The 16,694-nt window shown below is 60.6% G+C and carries 13 protein-coding genes; 6 read left to right on the forward strand and 7 right to left on the reverse strand.

Going from position 1 to position 16,694, the window contains the following annotated elements:
* Nucleotides 1–23: 23 nt before the first annotated feature.
* Nucleotides 24–1,181, forward strand: a complete 1,158-nt coding sequence (locus OKB87_RS00565; RefSeq protein WP_270826126.1) for an AGE family epimerase/isomerase — start codon at nucleotides 24–26, stop codon at nucleotides 1,179–1,181.
* Between the two features lie 24 nt (nucleotides 1,182–1,205).
* Here the strand turns inward: OKB87_RS00565 and OKB87_RS00570 are convergent, their stop codons facing one another.
* Nucleotides 1,206–1,457 carry a DUF1289 domain-containing protein gene (locus OKB87_RS00570; RefSeq protein WP_029300962.1) on the reverse strand — a complete coding sequence of 84 codons (252 nt, stop codon included), beginning with the start codon at nucleotides 1,455–1,457 and terminating at the stop codon, nucleotides 1,206–1,208.
* A gap of 150 nt (nucleotides 1,458–1,607) precedes the next feature.
* Here OKB87_RS00570 and mltA point away from each other — a divergent pair, with 150 nt between their 5' ends.
* Nucleotides 1,608–2,759 carry a murein transglycosylase A gene (gene mltA / locus OKB87_RS00575; protein ID WP_011706178.1) on the forward strand — a complete coding sequence of 384 codons (1,152 nt, stop codon included), beginning with the start codon at nucleotides 1,608–1,610 and terminating at the stop codon, nucleotides 2,757–2,759.
* A gap of 118 nt (nucleotides 2,760–2,877) precedes the next feature.
* On the opposite strand, the gene yfaE is transcribed toward mltA, so the two are convergent.
* The 5 genes from yfaE to ubiG all read right to left on the reverse strand — a co-directional run bounded on the left by yfaE (nucleotide 2,878) and on the right by ubiG (nucleotide 8,643).
* Nucleotides 2,878–3,198: a class I ribonucleotide reductase maintenance protein YfaE gene (gene yfaE, locus OKB87_RS00580; protein WP_029300960.1), complete on the reverse strand. Its 321-nt coding sequence runs from the start codon at nucleotides 3,196–3,198 to the stop codon at nucleotides 2,878–2,880.
* Complete coding sequence (nrdB, locus tag OKB87_RS00585) at nucleotides 3,195–4,328, reverse strand: class Ia ribonucleoside-diphosphate reductase subunit beta (protein WP_011706176.1); 1,134 nt, start codon at nucleotides 4,326–4,328, stop codon at nucleotides 3,195–3,197. The genes yfaE and nrdB overlap by 4 nt, the downstream gene beginning before the upstream one ends.
* 66 nt (nucleotides 4,329–4,394) lie before the next feature.
* Nucleotides 4,395–6,662, reverse strand: coding sequence for a class 1a ribonucleoside-diphosphate reductase subunit alpha (gene nrdA / locus OKB87_RS00590; protein ID WP_244088399.1), 2,268 nt, complete (start codon nucleotides 6,660–6,662; stop codon nucleotides 4,395–4,397).
* A gap of 578 nt (nucleotides 6,663–7,240) precedes the next feature.
* Complete coding sequence (locus OKB87_RS00595; protein ID WP_011706174.1) at nucleotides 7,241–7,927, reverse strand: HAD family hydrolase; 687 nt, start codon at nucleotides 7,925–7,927, stop codon at nucleotides 7,241–7,243.
* Complete coding sequence (gene ubiG, locus OKB87_RS00600) at nucleotides 7,927–8,643, reverse strand: bifunctional 2-polyprenyl-6-hydroxyphenol methylase/3-demethylubiquinol 3-O-methyltransferase UbiG (protein WP_016350657.1); 717 nt, start codon at nucleotides 8,641–8,643, stop codon at nucleotides 7,927–7,929. Before ubiG ends, OKB87_RS00595 begins: the two co-directional genes overlap by 1 nt.
* A gap of 201 nt (nucleotides 8,644–8,844) precedes the next feature.
* Here ubiG and gyrA point away from each other — a divergent pair, with 201 nt between their 5' ends.
* Nucleotides 8,845–11,592, forward strand: coding sequence for a DNA topoisomerase (ATP-hydrolyzing) subunit A (gene gyrA / locus OKB87_RS00605; RefSeq protein WP_029300958.1), 2,748 nt, complete (start codon nucleotides 8,845–8,847; stop codon nucleotides 11,590–11,592).
* Nucleotides 11,593–12,109: 517 nt separating this feature from the next.
* Here gyrA and OKB87_RS00610 read toward each other — a convergent pair.
* Nucleotides 12,110–13,165, reverse strand: a complete 1,056-nt coding sequence (locus OKB87_RS00610; protein ID WP_270826127.1) for a PA0069 family radical SAM protein — start codon at nucleotides 13,163–13,165, stop codon at nucleotides 12,110–12,112.
* A gap of 174 nt (nucleotides 13,166–13,339) precedes the next feature.
* On the opposite strand from OKB87_RS00610, the gene OKB87_RS00615 reads away from it, so the two are divergent.
* From OKB87_RS00615 to infC, 3 genes are all read left to right on the forward strand, one after another.
* A complete protein-coding gene (locus OKB87_RS00615; protein WP_026080375.1) occupies nucleotides 13,340–13,927 on the forward strand; it encodes a tetratricopeptide repeat protein in 588 nt (195 codons plus the stop codon).
* Nucleotides 13,928–14,163: 236 nt separating this feature from the next.
* Nucleotides 14,164–16,092: a threonine--tRNA ligase gene (gene thrS, locus OKB87_RS00620; RefSeq protein ID WP_017410126.1), complete on the forward strand. Its 1,929-nt coding sequence runs from the start codon at nucleotides 14,164–14,166 to the stop codon at nucleotides 16,090–16,092.
* 21 nt (nucleotides 16,093–16,113) lie between these two features.
* Nucleotides 16,114–16,644 (forward strand): translation initiation factor IF-3, encoded by a 531-nt coding sequence (gene infC / locus OKB87_RS00625; RefSeq protein ID WP_208021905.1) that lies wholly within the window; start codon nucleotides 16,114–16,116, stop codon nucleotides 16,642–16,644.
* The last annotated feature ends 50 nt before the right edge of the window (nucleotides 16,645–16,694 follow it).

Raw genomic sequence — 16,694 nt, forward strand, 5'->3', positions numbered from 1 at the left:
GGGTTGGCTGGAGAGGTGATGAGATGCATGATGAGATAAGAGAGGCCGCGCAGCGCTGCCGACGCTGGCTGGTGGAGGAGGCGCTACCTCACTGGGGGGCAAACAGCTTTGATTGGGAGCGGGGGCTGTTTGCCGAAGGGCTGGATGGCGCAGGCGCGCCGCTCTGGCAGCCCATTCGTTTTCGGGTGCAGAGCCGCCAGATCTATGTGTTCAGCCACGCCGCCATGCTCGGCTGGTATGAGGGGGGTGAGCTGGCAGAGCGCTGCGCCAAGTTTGGCATGAGGCACTTTGCTGATGGTGCCGGCAACCAGCTGTTTTCCCTCAATGCAGATGGCTCGCCCGCCGACGGTGCGGTGTGTTGCTACGAATACGCCTTTGCCCTGCTGGCCGAGTGCTGGCTCTACCGCTTGAGCGGTGAGCCGCGCTGGCGGCAGCAGGCCGAGTCGCGCTATCAGGCCATCGAACTGCTCTTTGCCGATCGTGTGTATGGCGGGTTTCACTCCCGCTTTCCGCCAAGCGCGCTGCGCAGTCAAAATCCTCATATGCATCTGTTCGAAGCGCTGCTGGTGGCGGCGGAGAGCTTTGATGAGCCGCGCTGGCAGGGGCGTGCCCATCGGCTCTATCAGCTGTTTTGCCAGCGCTTGCTGGAGCCCACCTTGCTGCGGGAGTTCTTCGATGAGCGGCTTCTCCCGACCCATCCCGATTCGCACCTGATCGACCCGGGTCATCACTACGAGTGGTGCTGGCTGCTGGCCCGCTATCGGACATTGGCGCAAGGGTGGGAGTGTGGACCGAGTGAGCGCGAGATAGGCGAGGGGATCGCGATTCTGACCCGCTTTGCCGCCGCTCACTGCCACGGGCCGACCGGGCTGGTGCTGGATGAGCTCACCGATGACGGGCTGCCCCATCGGACGACCAGCCGGCTCTGGTGTCAGACCGAGCAGCTCAAGGCGCTGCTGGCAGCCTACGAGCGGCGAGGGGAGGCTGAGACAGCCCGCCGGATTGGTGAGGTGGTGGGGCGGATCTTTGACTATTACCTGATGCCGGCGCTGCCGGGTCAGTGGCTAGATCAGGTGGATGTGACGGGGGCGCCGTTGGCCTGCCATGCACCGGCCAGCACCTTCTATCACCTGTTCGTGGCGTTCAGCGAGCTGGTGCGGGTGGCGCAAAGGGAGGGGTAAAGAGGGATAAAAGAAGGGCTGGATTTAAAAATCCCAGCCAGGTTGCTCTGGCGACTCGGGTTGGGCTCCCTCCAGTGCCTTGCGGCGGGCGGCTTCCACCCGCGCCTTGCGACCCCGGCACAGGCGCATCACCTCTTGCTGCTGGGCATGGCTCATGGTGAGCCAGTTGAAACGCTCCTCGCGGCTGCGCAGGCACCCCTTGCAGTAGCCCTTGTTGTTCACTTCGCAGACCCCGATGCAGGGGCTCTGCAGCGGGAAGATTTCGAGCTGTTCCATCCATGGCCTCTCACACCCTGTTACCTTGTTATAACCCAGAAGATCCCCTTTGGAGAAATCCGCCGTCACAGGCCTGAAGGCGTTTGCTTTCCCCCTGCAAATTTGGCATCTTCCCCGCCGAACATAACCCTTGGTGTTATATGAGGACATATGAATAAACACGCTTACTGGCTGACCGCCGCAGTGCTGGGGTTGGCCGGTTGTGCGGGCAATTCTGAGCAAGCCCAGGTGCCCAAAAACAAACCCGATGCCAGATGTTTTCTCAACTGCGAGGTGCCGGAAAATCTGGGCAAGCAGTATCTGGACGGTCCCCTGCCTGATGATCTGGTGCGAGTGGAGCGGGTCAACAGCCGGCAGCGCGCCGACTACAGCAAGTTCGGCCCCCAGAGCCGGCTGGTGCTGGAGCGCTCCGGCAAGATGACCCGCCGCTATGGCGAGCTTTACCATCAACTCTCCCGCTGGGTGGCCAATGGCGGCGATCCCGCTCAGATCACCCGTTACGGCATCAGCCTGGCCCAGCTGGGCGGCTCGGATCGGATGGGCAACGTGCTGTTCACCGGTTACTACTCGCCGGTGCTGGAGGTGCGTCACCGCCCGGATGCCAAGTACAAATACCCCATCTATGCCATGCCCAAATGTGGTGGCCGCTGTCCGAGCCGGGCCCAGATCCACCAGGGGGCCCTGGCCAACCGTGGGCTGGAGCTGGGCTACAGCAAATCCCTCATCGACAACTTCCTGATGGACGTGCAGGGCTCGGGTTTCGTTCACTATGGTGACGACGATCGGCTGCAATATCTGGGTTACAGCGGCAAGAACGGTCACGGATACGTCAGCATCGGCCGGGTGCTGATCGATCGCGGCGAAGTGCCCAAGGAGCAGATGTCCATGAAGGCCATCAAGGAGTGGGCCAACCGTCAGCCGGAGGAGAGCGTCAAGGAGCTGGTGGAGCAGAACCCCTCCTATGTCTTCTTCGAGCGTCGCCCCACCAACGACGTGATCGGGGCCGCCGGCATTCCGCTGCTGCCGATGGCGGCAGTGGCCGCCGACAAGACACTGCTGCCGATGGGCACGCCGATCCTGGCGGAAGTGCCGCTGCTGGACAAAGAGGGCAACTGGACCGGCAAGCATCAGCTGCGGCTGTTGATTGCGCTGGATGTGGGCGGGGCGGTGAAGAAGGGCCACCTCGACCTCTACCACGGCATGGGCGAGAAGGCCGGTGTCGCGGCCGGTCACTACAAGCACTTCGGCCGGGTCTGGAAGCTGGGACTGCACCATGGGCCGACCGCCGCGCCCTGGCTGTAAGGCCCAGTGGGGACGGGTGGTGCATCAGCCACCCGCCCACCAGGCATAGAGATGGACGTAAAAAAGCCGCCGGAGCAATCCGGCGGCTTTTTGTTTACTGACGCGAACCTGAGGGGGCTCAGCGCTTCTTGATGTCCAGCCGGATGGCGCCCACCGGTTTGCAGCAGCAGGGCAGGCATTCACCCTCTGAGACAAAGGCGAGCGGCACGGCGGCATAGTGCACCTTGCCTGCCAGCAGCGGGGTGCGGCAGGCGCCGCAATAGCCGCTGCGGCACTGGAACTCCACGTGATGACCGTGGCGCTCCAGGGTTTCCAGCACACTCTCGCCGGGATGGGCGTGTAGCACGCCATCCTGGGTATGCACCCGTGGCGAGCCTGCGTCGCTCTGGGCGGGGGCCGCGTGCGGGGCAGGGGTCAGCGTGCCGGTGGCGTCACTCACAGCTCGAAATCACCCAGGTCTTCGGCATTCACTTCGCTGTCGATCTGACCTACCAGGTAGGAGCTCACTTCCACTTCCTGCGGGGCGACCTGCACGTTGTCGGACGACAGCCAGGTGTTGATCCAGGGGATAGGGTTCTGCTTGGCCCCGGCAAAGGCTGGCTGCAGACCGACCGCATTCATGCGCAGGTTGGTGATGTACTCCACGTACTGGCAGAGGATGTCCTTGTTCAGGCCGATCATGGAACCGTCCTGGAACAGGTACTCGGCCCACTCCTTCTCCTGAATGGCGGCTTCCTTGAACAGCTCGAAGCAGGCCTGCTCGCACTCGGCGGCAATTTCGGCCATCTCGGGGTCGTCCTGGCCGCTGCGCATCAGGTTCAGCATGTGCTGGGTCCCGGTCAGGTGCAGCGCTTCGTCGCGGGCGATCATCTTGATGATCTTGGCGTTGCCCTCCATCAGCTCGCGCTCGGCGAAGGCGAAGGAGCAGGCGAAGCTGACGTAGAAGCGGATCGCTTCCAGCGCGTTGACGCTCATCAGGCACAGATAGAGTTTCTTTTTCAGCTCGCGCAAGGTGATGGTCACGTCACGACCTGCCACCCGGTGGGTACCTTCACCGTGCAGGTTGTAGAGCGCGGTCGCCTCGATCAGATCGTCGTAGAAGTGGCTGATGGAGCCGGCGCGTTTGAGGATCTGCTCGTTGGTGACGATGTCGTCGAACACCTGGGCGGGGGTGTTGACGATGTTGCGGATGATGTGGGTGTAGGAGCGAGAGTGGATGGTCTCCGAGAAGGCCCAGGTCTCGATCCAGGTTTCCAGCTCCGGAATGGAGACCAGCGGCAGCAGCGCCACGTTGGGGCTGCGACCCTGGATGGAATCCAGCAGGGTCTGGTACTTCAGGTTGGAGATGAAGATGTGCTGCTCGTGGGGCGGCAGGGCCTGGAAGTCGATGCGGTCGTGGGAGACGTCCACCTCTTCCGGGCGCCAGAAGAAGGAGAGCTGCTTTTCGATCAGCCGTTCGAACACTTCGTGTTTTTGCTGGTCATAACGGGCCACGTTGACCGATTGGCCGAAAAACATCGGCTCCTTGAGCTGGTCGTTTTGGGTCTGGCAGAACGTTGAATAGGCCATGGTGATTTGAATGTCTTGAATAAGGGGAAACAGGAGGGCGGGAGCTTCATGCTCCCGCCCGGTTCATCAGATCTTGCAGGCGCCGCCGGCACAACCGTCATCTTGCAGATCGGTTTGGGCATCGTCCGCACCATCACGGGTGTTGTGATAGTAGAGGGTCTTGAGGCCGTATTTGTAGGCGGTCAGCAAGTCCTTCAGCAGCTGCTTCATCGGTACCTTGTTGCCTTCGAAACGGGCGGGATCATAGTTGGTGTTGGCGGAGATCGCCTGATCCACAAACTTCTGCATGATACCGACCAGCTGCAGGTAACCATCGACGCTCGGTTGCTTCCAGAGCAGTTCGTATTGATCCTTCAGGCGGTCATACTCGGGCACCACCTGCTTGAGGATGCCGTCCTTGGAGGCTTTGACCGACACCAGGCCGCGCGGCGGCTCGATGCCGTTGGTGGCGTTGGAGATCTGGCTGGAGGTCTCGCTCGGCATCAGGGCGGTCAGGGTGGAGTTGCGCAGACCCACGGTGCGGATCTCCTCGCGCAAGGCTTCCCAGTCCAGGTGCAGCGGCTCGTTGCACAGGTTGTCCAGATCCTTTTTATAGGTATCGATGGGCAGGATCCCCTGGGCATAGGTGGTCTCGTTGAAGGCGGGGCAGGGGCCGAACTCGCGGGCCAGCTGCACGGAGGCCTTCAACAGATAGTACTGGATCGCCTCGAAGGTGCGGTGGGTCAGCGCCAGACCGGAACCGTCGGAGTAGCGGGCACCGTTCTTCGCCAGGTAGTAGGCGTAGTTGATGACACCGATCCCCAGGGTACGGCGGTTCATGCTGCCCTTCATCGCGGCCTTGAGCGGGTAGTCCTGATAGTCGAGCAGGGCATCCAGGGCGCGCACGGCGAGATCCGCCATCTCTTCCAGATCTTCCAGCTTCTCGATGGCACCCAGGTTGAAGGCGGACAGGGTGCAGAGCGCGATCTCGCCCTCTTCGTCATCCACGTTGTTGAGCGGCTTGGTGGGCAGCGCAATCTCGAGGCAGAGGTTGGACTGGCGCACCGGCGCCACGCTCGGATCAAATGGGCTGTGGGTGTTGCAGTGGTCCACGTTCTGGATGTAGATGCGACCGGTACCGGCGCGCTCCTGCATCATCAGGGAGAAGAGATCGACCGCCTTGAGGGTCTTCTTGCGAATGCTCGGATCCTGCTCGTACTTGACGTAGAGCGCTTCGAACTTGTCCTGATCCGCGAAGAAGGCATCGTACAGGCCAGGTGCATCGGACGGGGAGAACAATGTGATGTCGCCGCCCTTGATCAGGCGCTGATACATCAGCTTGTTGATCTGCACGCCGTAGTCCATGTGACGGACCCGGTTCTCTTCCACGCCGCGGTTGTTCTTCAGTACCAGCAGGCTCTCCACTTCGGTGTGCCACAGCGGGTAGAACAGGGTGGCCGCCCCGCCGCGCACACCGCCCTGGGAGCAGCACTTCACGGCAGTCTGGAAGTACTTGTAGAAGGGGATGCAACCGGTGTGGAACGCTTCGCCGCCACGGATCGGGCTGCCCAGACCACGGATGCGGCCGGCGTTGATGCCGATGCCGGCGCGCTGGGAGACGTAACGCACGATGGCGCTGGCGGTGGCATTGATGGAATCCAGGCTGTCGTCGCACTCGATCAGCACGCAGGAGCTGAACTGACGGGTCGGGGTGCGCACGCCGCTCATGATCGGGGTCGGCAGCGAGATCTTGAAGGTCGAGACCGCATCATAGAAGCGCTTGATGTAGTCCAGACGGGTATCTTTCGGATACTTGGAGAAGAGGCAGGCCGCTACCAGGATGTAGAGGAACTGCGGGCTCTCATAGATTTCGCCGGTGACGCGGTTCTGCACCAGGTACTTGCCTTCCAGCTGCTTGACCGCCGCGTAGGAGAAGTCCATGTCACGCCAGTGATCCAGGTGCTGGTTCAGCTCCTCGAATTCGGCCTGGTTGTAGTCTTCCAGCAGGTGCTTGTCGTACTTGCCCATGTCCACCAGCTTGGCGACGTGCTGATAGAGGTGGGGCGGCTCGAACTGGCCGTAGGCCTTCTTGCGCAGGTGGAAGATGGCCAGGCGGGCGGCCATGTACTGGTAGTCCGGGCTTTGCTCGGAGATCAGGTCAGCAGCGGCCTTGATGACGGTTTCGTGGATATCGGCGGTACGGATGCCGTCATAGAACTGGATGTGGGACTTGAGTTCCACCTGGGAGACCGACACGTTGTCGAGACCCTCGGCAGCCCAGTCGAGCACGCGGTGAATTTTATCCAGATCGATGGGTTCTTTGTGGCCGTTACGCTTCGTCACAAACAAGTTCATTGGCTGATGACCTTTAGTTGATTCCCGAAAAACCATCGCACGGCGTTCGCCTCCAGACCTGTGAGAGGCGTGGGAGGTGGGGACCTATTGTGCGATGAATCACAAGATATAGTGTTATTTTGATTTCGAGCTACAAGATAGTGAGGTCGGCCCGGCTTTGCAATCTGTGGATAAGGGATTAGCTGTGGATAAATTGTGGGTGTTCCGCTCTGTGTTAGTGGACGCTCACAGCGAGTGGGTTTTCATCCGTCCGATCCGGTAAATGCAAGTCTGATGATCGAACATGGAAAATTTAAATAACTTTTTTTGCTTGCGAAAAGGGGGTGTTTTTACTAGCAAATTCAGCCTGATTATCCCTTGTGCAGCAAGGGTCAAAAGGTGTCCGATCTCGCCGCTTGCCTGCTTGTCAAACCGCCAAAACGGGGGATCGCCAGGGATCCCCCGTCGGTACTGGCAAGGCTCTGCCGCGATCAGTCAACAGTGCTCATCTGACCACCCTTTGGCGGCAAAGCTGCCTTTGTTATCCATCTCTGTTGCCTGCTTCCTGTACCAGAGGTGCCCGGCACGGGGTGGCAATCTCAGCCCAGCTCGTAGCGCAGCCAGTGGTGCAGGGCCTGCACGGTGTCAAAGTGCAGGTCGGCCCCCCACTGGGCCGGATCCTCGTCGTCATTGAGATAACCCCAGCCGGCGACGGCGGTGCGCATGCCGGCGTTGCGGCCGGCCTCGATGTCGCGCACGTGATCTCCCACATAAAGGCAGTGGCTCGCTTCGACGCCAAGCTGGTCGCAGGCAAAGTACATGGGGGCGGGGTCGGGCTTGCGCACCGGCAGGGTGTCGGCGCTGACGGTGACACCGCAACTGGCCAGCGCCGGCAGGGCCGCCAGCAGCGGCTCGGTGAGAAAGCCCGGCTTGTTGGTGACGATGCCCCAGGGCAGCTGCTTCTCGTCGAGCCACTCGATGAGATCCACCATCCCTTCATAGGGACGGGTGCCAACGCAGAGGTTAGCGGCGTAGTAATCGAGCAGGGCGGTGCGAAGGCGGGTGGCGCCCAGCTCTTCCAGCAGCTCGTCGCCAAGGCCGGCCCTGAGCAGCCCGAGCGCCCCGTGGGAGGTGGTCTGACGGATGATGTCGTCAGAGAGGGGGGCAAAGCCTTCGCTTATCAGCACGTGGTTGACGGCGGCGCCCAAGTCCGGCGCGGTGTCGAGCAGGGTGCCGTCCAGATCGAACAGCACGCAGCCAAGGGGGGCAGCGGAGTGAGTCGTCATCAGCCTTGCTCCGGGCGCTCGAACGCCACCATGTAGTTGACGTCGACGTTGCGACCGAGCTTGAAGCTGTTGGAGAGCGGCGCGTAGTGCACCCCGCTCATGTCCCGTACCAGCAGACCTGCCGCCTCACCCATGCGACACAGTTCGGCGGGGGTGATGAACTTCTTGTGGTCGTGGGTACCCTTGGGCACCATCTTCATCAGGTACTCGGCGCCGAGGATCATCATCAGATAGGCTTTCGGGTTGCGATTGATGGTGGAGACGAACACCTTGCCGCCCGGGCGTACCAGGGTGGCGATGGCGCGCAGCACGGAGGCGGGATCCGGCACGTGCTCCAGCATCTCCATGCAGGTGACCACGTCGTACTGGCCGGGGGCCTCATCGGCGTGAGCCTCGGCGGTGATCTGGCGATACTCGAGCTCCACGCCTGCTTCGAGGGCATGGAGGCGGGCGACCCCGAGGGGCTCCTTGCCCATGTCGATGCCGGTGACCTTGGCACCCCGGCGGGCCATGCTCTCGGCGAGAATGCCGCCGCCGCAGCCGATGTCGAGGATGCGCTTGCCAAACAGGCCGCCGCTTTTGTCGGTGATCCAGTCAAGGCGCACCGGGTTTATCTGGTGCAGCGGCTTGAACTCTCCCTCCATGTCCCACCAGCGGGAGGCGATGGCTTCGAATTTGGCAATTTCTGTCAGATCGACATTGGCATCACTGTGCATTTTTTGATGATCCTGTGGCAAGGGCGCGCAGGCTGGGTGGGGCGCGCGCAATCTGTTGTCCTGGCGGGCATTATAACGGACGGACTTTGTCACACCAGCCCGACTTGTTACCGGATTTGTGGCTTAAGGTATTTGGCTCAGTGTGTTACCATGTCGCGCTGTTTAAGCCAAAGAACAACTAATTAGGGATTAAGGCTTTCTATGAGCGATCTGGCCAGAGAGATCACGCCGGTCAACATCGAAGAAGAGCTCAAGAGTTCCTATCTTGATTACGCCATGAGCGTGATCGTAGGACGAGCTCTGCCGGATGTGCGTGATGGCTTGAAACCGGTTCACCGCCGCGTTCTGTATGCAATGAACGAGCTGGGGAACGACTGGAACAAGCCCTATAAAAAATCGGCCCGTGTGGTCGGTGACGTAATCGGTAAATATCACCCGCACGGCGACATTGCCGTGTATGACACCATCGTTCGCATGGCGCAGGATTTCTCCATGCGTTACATGCTGGTCGATGGTCAGGGCAACTTCGGTTCGGTCGACGGCGACAGCGCCGCCGCCATGCGTTACACCGAAGTGCGGATGGCCCGCATCTCCCACGAGCTGCTGGCCGATCTGGACAAAGAGACCGTGGACTGGGTGCCGAACTATGACGGCACCGAGATGATCCCGGCTGTCATGCCCACCAAGGTTCCCAACCTGCTGGTCAACGGCTCCTCCGGTATTGCGGTGGGCATGGCGACCAACATTCCGCCTCACAACCTCACCGAGATAGTCAACGGCTGTCTGGCGTTGATCGAGAACGGCGACCTCACCATCGACGAGCTGATGACCTACATCACCGGCCCGGATTTCCCCACCGGTGGCATCATCAACGGTCGTTCCGGCATCGTGCAGGCGTACCGTACCGGTCGTGGCTCCGTCTATGTGCGTGCCAAGGCCGAAGTGGAGGTGGACGAGAAGACCAGTCGCGAGACCATCATCGTTCACGAGATCCCCTATCAGGTGAACAAGGCGCGGCTGATCGAGAAGATCGCCGAGCTGGTCAAAGAGAAGAAGATCGAGGGCATCAGTGCCCTGCGCGATGAGTCTGACAAAGACGGCATGCGCATCGTTATCGAGATCAAGCGCGGCGAGTCCGGCGAGATTGTGCTGAACAATCTCTACAAACACACCCAGATGCAGACCACGTTCGGCATCAACATGGTGGCGCTTGATAACAACCAGCCCAAGGTGATGAACCTCAAAGAGATCCTGGATGCGTTCCTGCTGCACCGCCGTGAAGTGGTGACCCGCCGGACCGTGTTCGAACTGCGCAAGGCGCGGGATCGGGCTCACATCCTGGAAGGCTTGGCGGTGGCGCTGGCCAACATCGACCCGGTCATCGAGCTCATTCGCCACAGCGCGACCCCGGCCGACGCGAAAGCGGGCCTGGTTGCCCGTGGCTGGGAGCTCGGCAACGTGGCCTCCATGCTGGAGAAAGCCGGTGACGACGCGGCCCGCCCCGAGTGGCTGGAACCCGAGTTCGGCATCCGCGAAGGCCACTACTACCTGACCGAGCAGCAGGCCCAGGCCATCCTTGACTTGCGTCTGCACAAGCTGACCGGCCTCGAGCACGAGAAGATCCTGGAAGAGTACCAATCTCTGCTGGATCTCATCGCCGAGCTGCTGTTCATCCTGGCGAGCCCGGTGCGGTTGATGGAAGTGATCCGTGACGAACTGCTGGCCGTGCGCGAGCAGTACGGCGACGAGCGTCGTACCGAGATCAGCATGTCCAGTGCCGAGATCAACATCGAAGATCTGATCACCCCGGAAGACGTGGTCGTGACCTTGTCTCACCAGGGTTACGTGAAGTATCAGCCGCTCTCCGACTACGAGGCCCAGCGCCGCGGTGGTCGTGGCAAGTCGGCCACCCGGATCAAGGAAGAGGACTTTGTGGAGCGTCTGCTGGTGGCCAACACCCACGACACCATTCTGTGCTTCTCCACCCGTGGCAAGGTCTACTGGCTCAAGGTGTATCAGCTGCCGGAGGCGTCCCGTGGCGCCCGCGGTCGTCCGATCATCAACCTGCTGCCGCTGGATGAGGGTGAGCGCATCACCGCCATCCTGCCGGTCAAGGAATATGACGCCGACAAGTATGTGTTCTTCGCCACCGCCAACGGTACCGTGAAGAAGACCAGCCTGTCCGACTTCAGCCGTCCGCTCTCCTCCGGCATCCGCGCCATCAACCTCAAAGAGGGTGATGAGCTGATCGGGGTGGACATCACCGATGGCAGCAACGAGATCATGCTGTTCTCCGATGCGGGCAAGGTGGTTCGCTTCGCGGAAGGCAGCGGTCGCGCTGATGCCGATGCCACTGACGAAGTCGACACCGACGACGACGCCGGCAACGACGATGATGGCAGCGACAACGGCGAAGGCACCGAAAGCAAGGGTACCTTCAAGGGCGTACGTCCCATGGGTCGTACCGCTGCCGGTGTGCGCGGCATCAAGCTGGGCGCCGGTGACAAGGTGGTGTCCCTCATCGTGCCGCGTGGCGACGGGGCCATCCTCACCGCCACCGAGAACGGTTACGGCAAGCGTACCGCGCTGGACGAGTACCCGACCAAGAGCCGTGGTACCCAGGGCGTCATCTCCATCAAGGTGGACGAGCGCAACGGCAAGGTGATCGATGCGATCCAGGTCGAAGATACCGACCAGATCATGCTGATCACCAACGGCGGTACCCTGGTACGTACCCGGGTGTCCGAGGTGAGCGTCATCGGCCGCAACACCGGTGGTGTGCGTCTGATCCGTACCGGTGAAGACGAGACCGTGGTCGGTCTGCAGCGGGTTGCCGAGAGCGACGAAGACGAAAACGAAGTGCTGGCCGTTGAAGGGGAGGTGTCTGAAGGCACCGATACCGCAGCGGACACCGGTGCTGTCGATGCAGGTGAAGCGGGCGACGAATAATCGCTCCTCTTTACTCGATGCCAAAGAGCGGCCTCATGGCCGCTCTTTTCATTGGCTCGCTTGTCGCTGGCGTCCCCCGTTATCCTCCTTCCTTCTCTTCCTTCTCTTCCTTCTCTTCCTTTTTCCTCTGTCAAGCCTTGCCTGTCATGGCAGGAAGAACGGGCACTACTCGCCTTCCAGAGCTGCCTTCATGGGCGCATGGCCTCGACACGGCTCCTTCATGTGAATGTCATCGCTCTGTCATGGCGGCCAGCCATGCTGCTCCCGTTGGAGATAAACCACCATAGACGCAGGTAACACCTGCCAGGAGCATGTCATGACCAGCTGGGTAATGTGGGAGATCTGGTGGAGCCGGGTATGGGGCGAGGCAGAGATGGATATGCGCACAGGCGAACATGAACCTGAAGTGGCACATGAGCCAGCCCGTTTGCCCGCCGAGTTGATTGCCCACCGTAGCAAGGTCAGTGCGTCGCGACCAAGGGGCTGAGACCTTGTCCGTGGCGGGCTTGACGGGCGCTTAGAACAGCCGCAACTGCTCGCCAGGGCGGATGAAGGCATCCTGGCGCAGCTGAAAGTGGCGCTTGCCGAGCCCGAGCCGCTTGGCGATCAACCGAAAGCGCTGGGCCAGCAGATCGGCAAACTGGCCTTCTCCCCGCATCCGGCTGCCGAAGGCGGGACTGTTGAGGGCGCCGTCCCGGCTGGCCCGCAGCTGGTTGAGGATTGCCTCCTTCTGGCCGGGATAGTGTTGCTCCAGCCAGTCACTGAACAGCGGTGCCAGCTCGTGGGGCAGTCGCAGCAGGATATAGTCGGCGCAATGGGCTCCGGCCTCGGCTGCGCCTTTGATGATCTGCTCGAGCTCAGGCTCGTTGAGCCGTGGGATCATGGGGGCCGCCAGCACACCGACCGGCACGCCGGCCCTGGCCAGTTTCTCCACCACCTTGAGCCGGCCGGCCCCCGTGCTGGCTCTTGGCTCCAGCTGTCGCCGCAATGTCTCATTCAAGGTGGTGACCGACACCATCACCTGGCAGAGCCCCTCCCGGGCCAGCTCCGTCAGCAGATCGAGGTCGCGCAATATCATGGCGCTCTTGGTGATGATCCCGACCGGATGGCGGTGGGCCAGCATCACCTCGAGCAGCTGGCGGGTGAGGCGATAGCGATGCTCGATGGGCTGATAGGGGTCGGTATTGGCTCCCAGCACAATGGTCTGCGGCTGATAGGCGGGTCTGGCAAACTCCCGGCGCAGCAGCTCGGCGGCATTGAGCTTGGCGAACAAGCGGGTCTCGAAGTCGAGGCCGGGGGAGAGCTCGAGATAGGCGTGGCTCGGTCTGGCATAACAATAAATGCAACCGTGCTCACAGCCCTGATAGGGGTTGATGGATCGGCTGAAAGGGACGTCGGGGGAGCTGTTGTAACTGATGATGCTGCGGGCGCTGATCTCCGTCACCTCGGTGCGGGGATCGCTGGTGGCAAATGCCGCTTCCCACTCGGGTTGGGACCAGCCATCGTCGACCGCATCGACCCGCTGGCCGCTGAAGCGGTGATCAACATTGTGGGAACTGCCTCGACCTGCCATCGCATTGCACCAGTACTGTTTATATATACAGTTATCATGCTGGCCCCCATTGCCGAATGCAAGCCCTGCCGACTCAGCCGGTCATAAAAAGCATGCCAAAGGGATCTCTTGCTTGATCGCGGCGCTACATTTCGTTTACATAGACGAAATGCGAACTGGATCACGGAAATCATCATGGCACCCATCACCTCCCGCTGGCTCTTCATCGCTGTCATTGCGCTGGTTATCTGGCGCCTGATCCCGCTCTCTACCGAGCAGGAGCTGGCCTCGGCCAATCGCGCCTGGCGCACCGGTCACTTTGATGAGGCGACCCGGATCTGGTCGCCGCTGGCCGAGCAGGGCCAGCCACGGGCCCAGGCGCTGATGGGCTGGAGCCATGAAGTGGGGCAGGGGAGCGAGCAGGATATCAGCCGGGCCATCACGCTCTATCGTCAGGCGGCGCAGGCGGGGGATGCCTTCGGCCAATACCGGCTCGGGGAGGTCTACCTGCGGGGGGCCGGGGTGAAGCGGGATCTGCGCGAGGCGTTTCACTGGATGGAGCTGGCGGCCAAGAACGGCGATGTGCCCGCCATGTTGAAGGTAGGGGTGCTGCATCTGATGGGGGTCAGTGGGCGGGTCGATCTGCCCCGTGCCAAGGAGTGGCTCTATCAGGCCGCCAAGCAGGGCAATCAGCTGGCGCTCAAGGTGCTGCAGGAGCTGGAACTGGCGCAGGAGGGGAGTTCCACATTCGATTTCAACTGGCAGCCCTTGCTGGGGGAATAGTTGCCAAGCACTTCATCTGACTGTAGAAAATCTCAGCAAACCCGATACAGCCCCGCCTACTTCTGGTAGCATGGTCCGGTTTTTGGTTTGTCTTGCGACGTTGAACGGGTTGTTTGCGTCGCGGGGCGCCTTCGCAAAGTGCTGTGGAGAGCCAGAACATCACCCATTTTTGAATGAATCTTTCCATCCCGCATGTGCCCTTTGGTAGGGGGCACCACTGTATAAGGAAACACACAATGCCAATCATTACTCTGCCTGATGGCAGCCAACGTCAATTTGCCCACGCCGTTTCCGTCATGGATGTGGCCGCGGACATCGGTCCCGGTCTCGCCAAGGCGTGCATTGCCGGTCGGGTAAACGGTGAACTGGTGGATGCCTGCGAGCTGATCGAAGCCGATTCCTCCCTGGCCATCATCACCGCCAAAGACGAAGAAGGTCTGGACATCCTGCGCCACTCCTGTGCACACCTGTTGGGTCATGCCATCAAGCAACTCTGGCCTCAGACCAAGATGGCCATCGGTCCCGTCATCGACAACGGTTTCTACTACGACATCGATCTCGACCGCACCCTGACCGACGAAGATCTGGCTGCGCTGGAAGAGCGCATGCTGGCGCTGGCCGCCAAGGATTACGACGTCATCAAGAAGAAGGTCTCCTGGCAGGAAGCACGCGACGTGTTTGAAGCCCGTGGCGAGACCTACAAGGTCGAGATCCTGGATCAGAACATTGCCCGTGATGACCAGCCCGGTCTGTACCATCACGAAGAGTACATCGACATGTGTCGCGGCCCGCACGTGCCCAACATGCGTCACTGCCATCACTTCAAGTTGCAGAAGATGTCCGGCGCCTACTGGCGCGGCGACTCCAACAACAAGATGCTGCAGCGCATCTACGGCACCGCCTGGGCCGACAAGAAGCAGCTCAAGTCTTACCTGCAGCGCCTGGAAGAGGCCGCCAAGCGCGACCACCGCAAGATCGGCAAGCAGCTCGACCTGTATCACATGCAGGAAGAAGCGCCTGGCATGGTGTTCTGGCACAACGATGGCTGGACCATCTTCCGTGAGCTGGAAACTTTCATCCGCGGCAAGCTCAAAGAGTACGACTATCAGGAGGTGAAAGGCCCCTTCATGATGGATCGCGTGCTGTGGGAGCGTTCGGGTCACTGGGAGAAATACGCCCAGGCCATGTTCACCACCCAGTCCGAGAACCGCGAGTACGCCATCAAGCCGATGAACTGCCCGGGTCACGTGCAGATCTTCAACCAGGGTCTGAAATCCTACCGCGATCTGCCGCTGCGCATGGCCGAGTTCGGCTCCTGCCACCGCAACGAGCCGTCAGGCTCCCTGCACGGCCTGATGCGGGTACGTGGTTTCACCCAGGATGACGCGCACATCTTCTGTACCGAAGAGCAGATCATGGAAGAGGTGTCGGCCTGTATCCGCATGGTCTACGACGTCTATGGCACCTTCGGCTTCGAGAACATCGTGGTCAAGCTCTCCACTCGTCCGGAACAGCGTATCGGCTCCGATGAAGCTTGGGATCGCGCCGAGGCCGCGCTGGCCGAAGCCCTGGTACTGAACGGCCTGAAGTACGATCTGCAGCCGGGTGAGGGGGCCTTCTACGGTCCCAAGATCGAATTTACCCTGCACGATTGCCTTGATCGTGCGTGGCAATGTGGTACCGTGCAGCTCGATTTTGCCCTGCCGGGCCGTCTGGGCGCCACCTACGTGGGTGAAGACAACGAACGTCATGTTCCCGTGATGATCCACCGCGCCATTCTGGGTTCGCTGGAGCGTTTCATCGGGATCCTGACCGAAGAGTACGCCGGACTGTTCCCGACCTGGCTGGCACCGACCCAAGCCGTGGTCATGAATATCACCGACAATCAGGCCGATTATGCAGTGAAAGTAGCCAAAGCATTGAATGATGCGGGCCTTCGCGCAAAAGCGGACTTGAGAAATGAGAAGATTGGCTTTAAAATCCGCGAGCATACTTTGAAGCGAGTACCCTTCATGCTGGTCTGCGGCGATAAAGAAGTAGAAGCCGGCAAGATTGCAGTGCGTACTCGTAAAGGGGCTGACCTGGGCACTTATCCTGTTGAAGAGCTGATTGCTCTGTTGACCCAGGAAGTTCAGACCCGCGGACAAAAGAAAGTGGAGGAATAAGCTATAAAAGGCGGAAAAAAACTGGGTAAGCAACCGCAAGCCCGCGCTCACCGGATCAACGAAGAGATCCGTCTGAAAGAAGTTCGTCTGACTGGTCTGGATGGTGAAGCCATTGGCATCACCTCCATCCAGGATGCCTTGAACTTGGCCCTTGAGGCCGGAGTGGATCTGGTCGAGATCAGTCCGAACGCTGAGCCGCCCGTTTGCCGGATCATGGATTACGGCAAATTCCTCTACGAAAAGAGCAAGACCACCAAAGAACAGAAGAAAAAGCAGAAAGTCGTCCAGGTCAAGGAAATCAAATTCCGTCCTGGCACCGACGAAGGCGACTATCAGGTAAAACTACGCAACCTGGTTCGCTTTCTGGAAGACGGGGACAAGGCAAAGGTCACCCTGCGCTTCCGTGGTCGTGAAATGGCCCACCAGGAACTTGGTATCAAGGTTCTGGAGCGCGTCAAGAACGATCTGGAAGAGCTGGCCGTAGTCGAATCGTTCCCGAAAGTCGAAGGCCGTCAAGCTGTGATGGTCCTCGCACCTAAGAAGAAATCTTAAGGCCCACAAGAAATTGACTCATGGGGCCAGCCCCATGAGTCGGTTCGCCT

It is taken from the genome of Aeromonas sp. Y318-1 (genome assembly GCF_027706125.1).
Lineage (GTDB): Bacteria > Pseudomonadota > Gammaproteobacteria > Enterobacterales > Aeromonadaceae > Aeromonas > Aeromonas hydrophila.

Excerpts from the sequence above, each read along its gene's own strand:
- OKB87_RS00565 (WP_270826126.1), top strand. The coding sequence starts at position 24 with ATGCATGATGAGATAAGAGAGGCCGCGCAGCGCTGCCGACGCTGGCTG.
- OKB87_RS00570 (WP_029300962.1), bottom strand. The coding sequence starts at position 1,457 with ATGGAACAGCTCGAAATCTTCCCGCTGCAGAGCCCCTGCATCGGGGTC.
- mltA (WP_011706178.1), top strand. The coding sequence starts at position 1,608 with ATGAATAAACACGCTTACTGGCTGACCGCCGCAGTGCTGGGGTTGGCC.
- nrdB (WP_011706176.1), bottom strand. The coding sequence starts at position 4,328 with ATGGCCTATTCAACGTTCTGCCAGACCCAAAACGACCAGCTCAAGGAG.
- nrdA (WP_244088399.1), bottom strand. The coding sequence starts at position 6,662 with ATGAACTTGTTTGTGACGAAGCGTAACGGCCACAAAGAACCCATCGAT.
- OKB87_RS00595 (WP_011706174.1), bottom strand. The coding sequence starts at position 7,927 with ATGACGACTCACTCCGCTGCCCCCCTTGGCTGCGTGCTGTTCGATCTG.
- ubiG (WP_016350657.1), bottom strand. The coding sequence starts at position 8,643 with ATGCACAGTGATGCCAATGTCGATCTGACAGAAATTGCCAAATTCGAA.
- gyrA (WP_029300958.1), top strand. The coding sequence starts at position 8,845 with ATGAGCGATCTGGCCAGAGAGATCACGCCGGTCAACATCGAAGAAGAG.
- OKB87_RS00610 (WP_270826127.1), bottom strand. The coding sequence starts at position 13,165 with ATGGCAGGTCGAGGCAGTTCCCACAATGTTGATCACCGCTTCAGCGGC.
- OKB87_RS00615 (WP_026080375.1), top strand. The coding sequence starts at position 13,340 with ATGGCACCCATCACCTCCCGCTGGCTCTTCATCGCTGTCATTGCGCTG.
- thrS (WP_017410126.1), top strand. The coding sequence starts at position 14,164 with ATGCCAATCATTACTCTGCCTGATGGCAGCCAACGTCAATTTGCCCAC.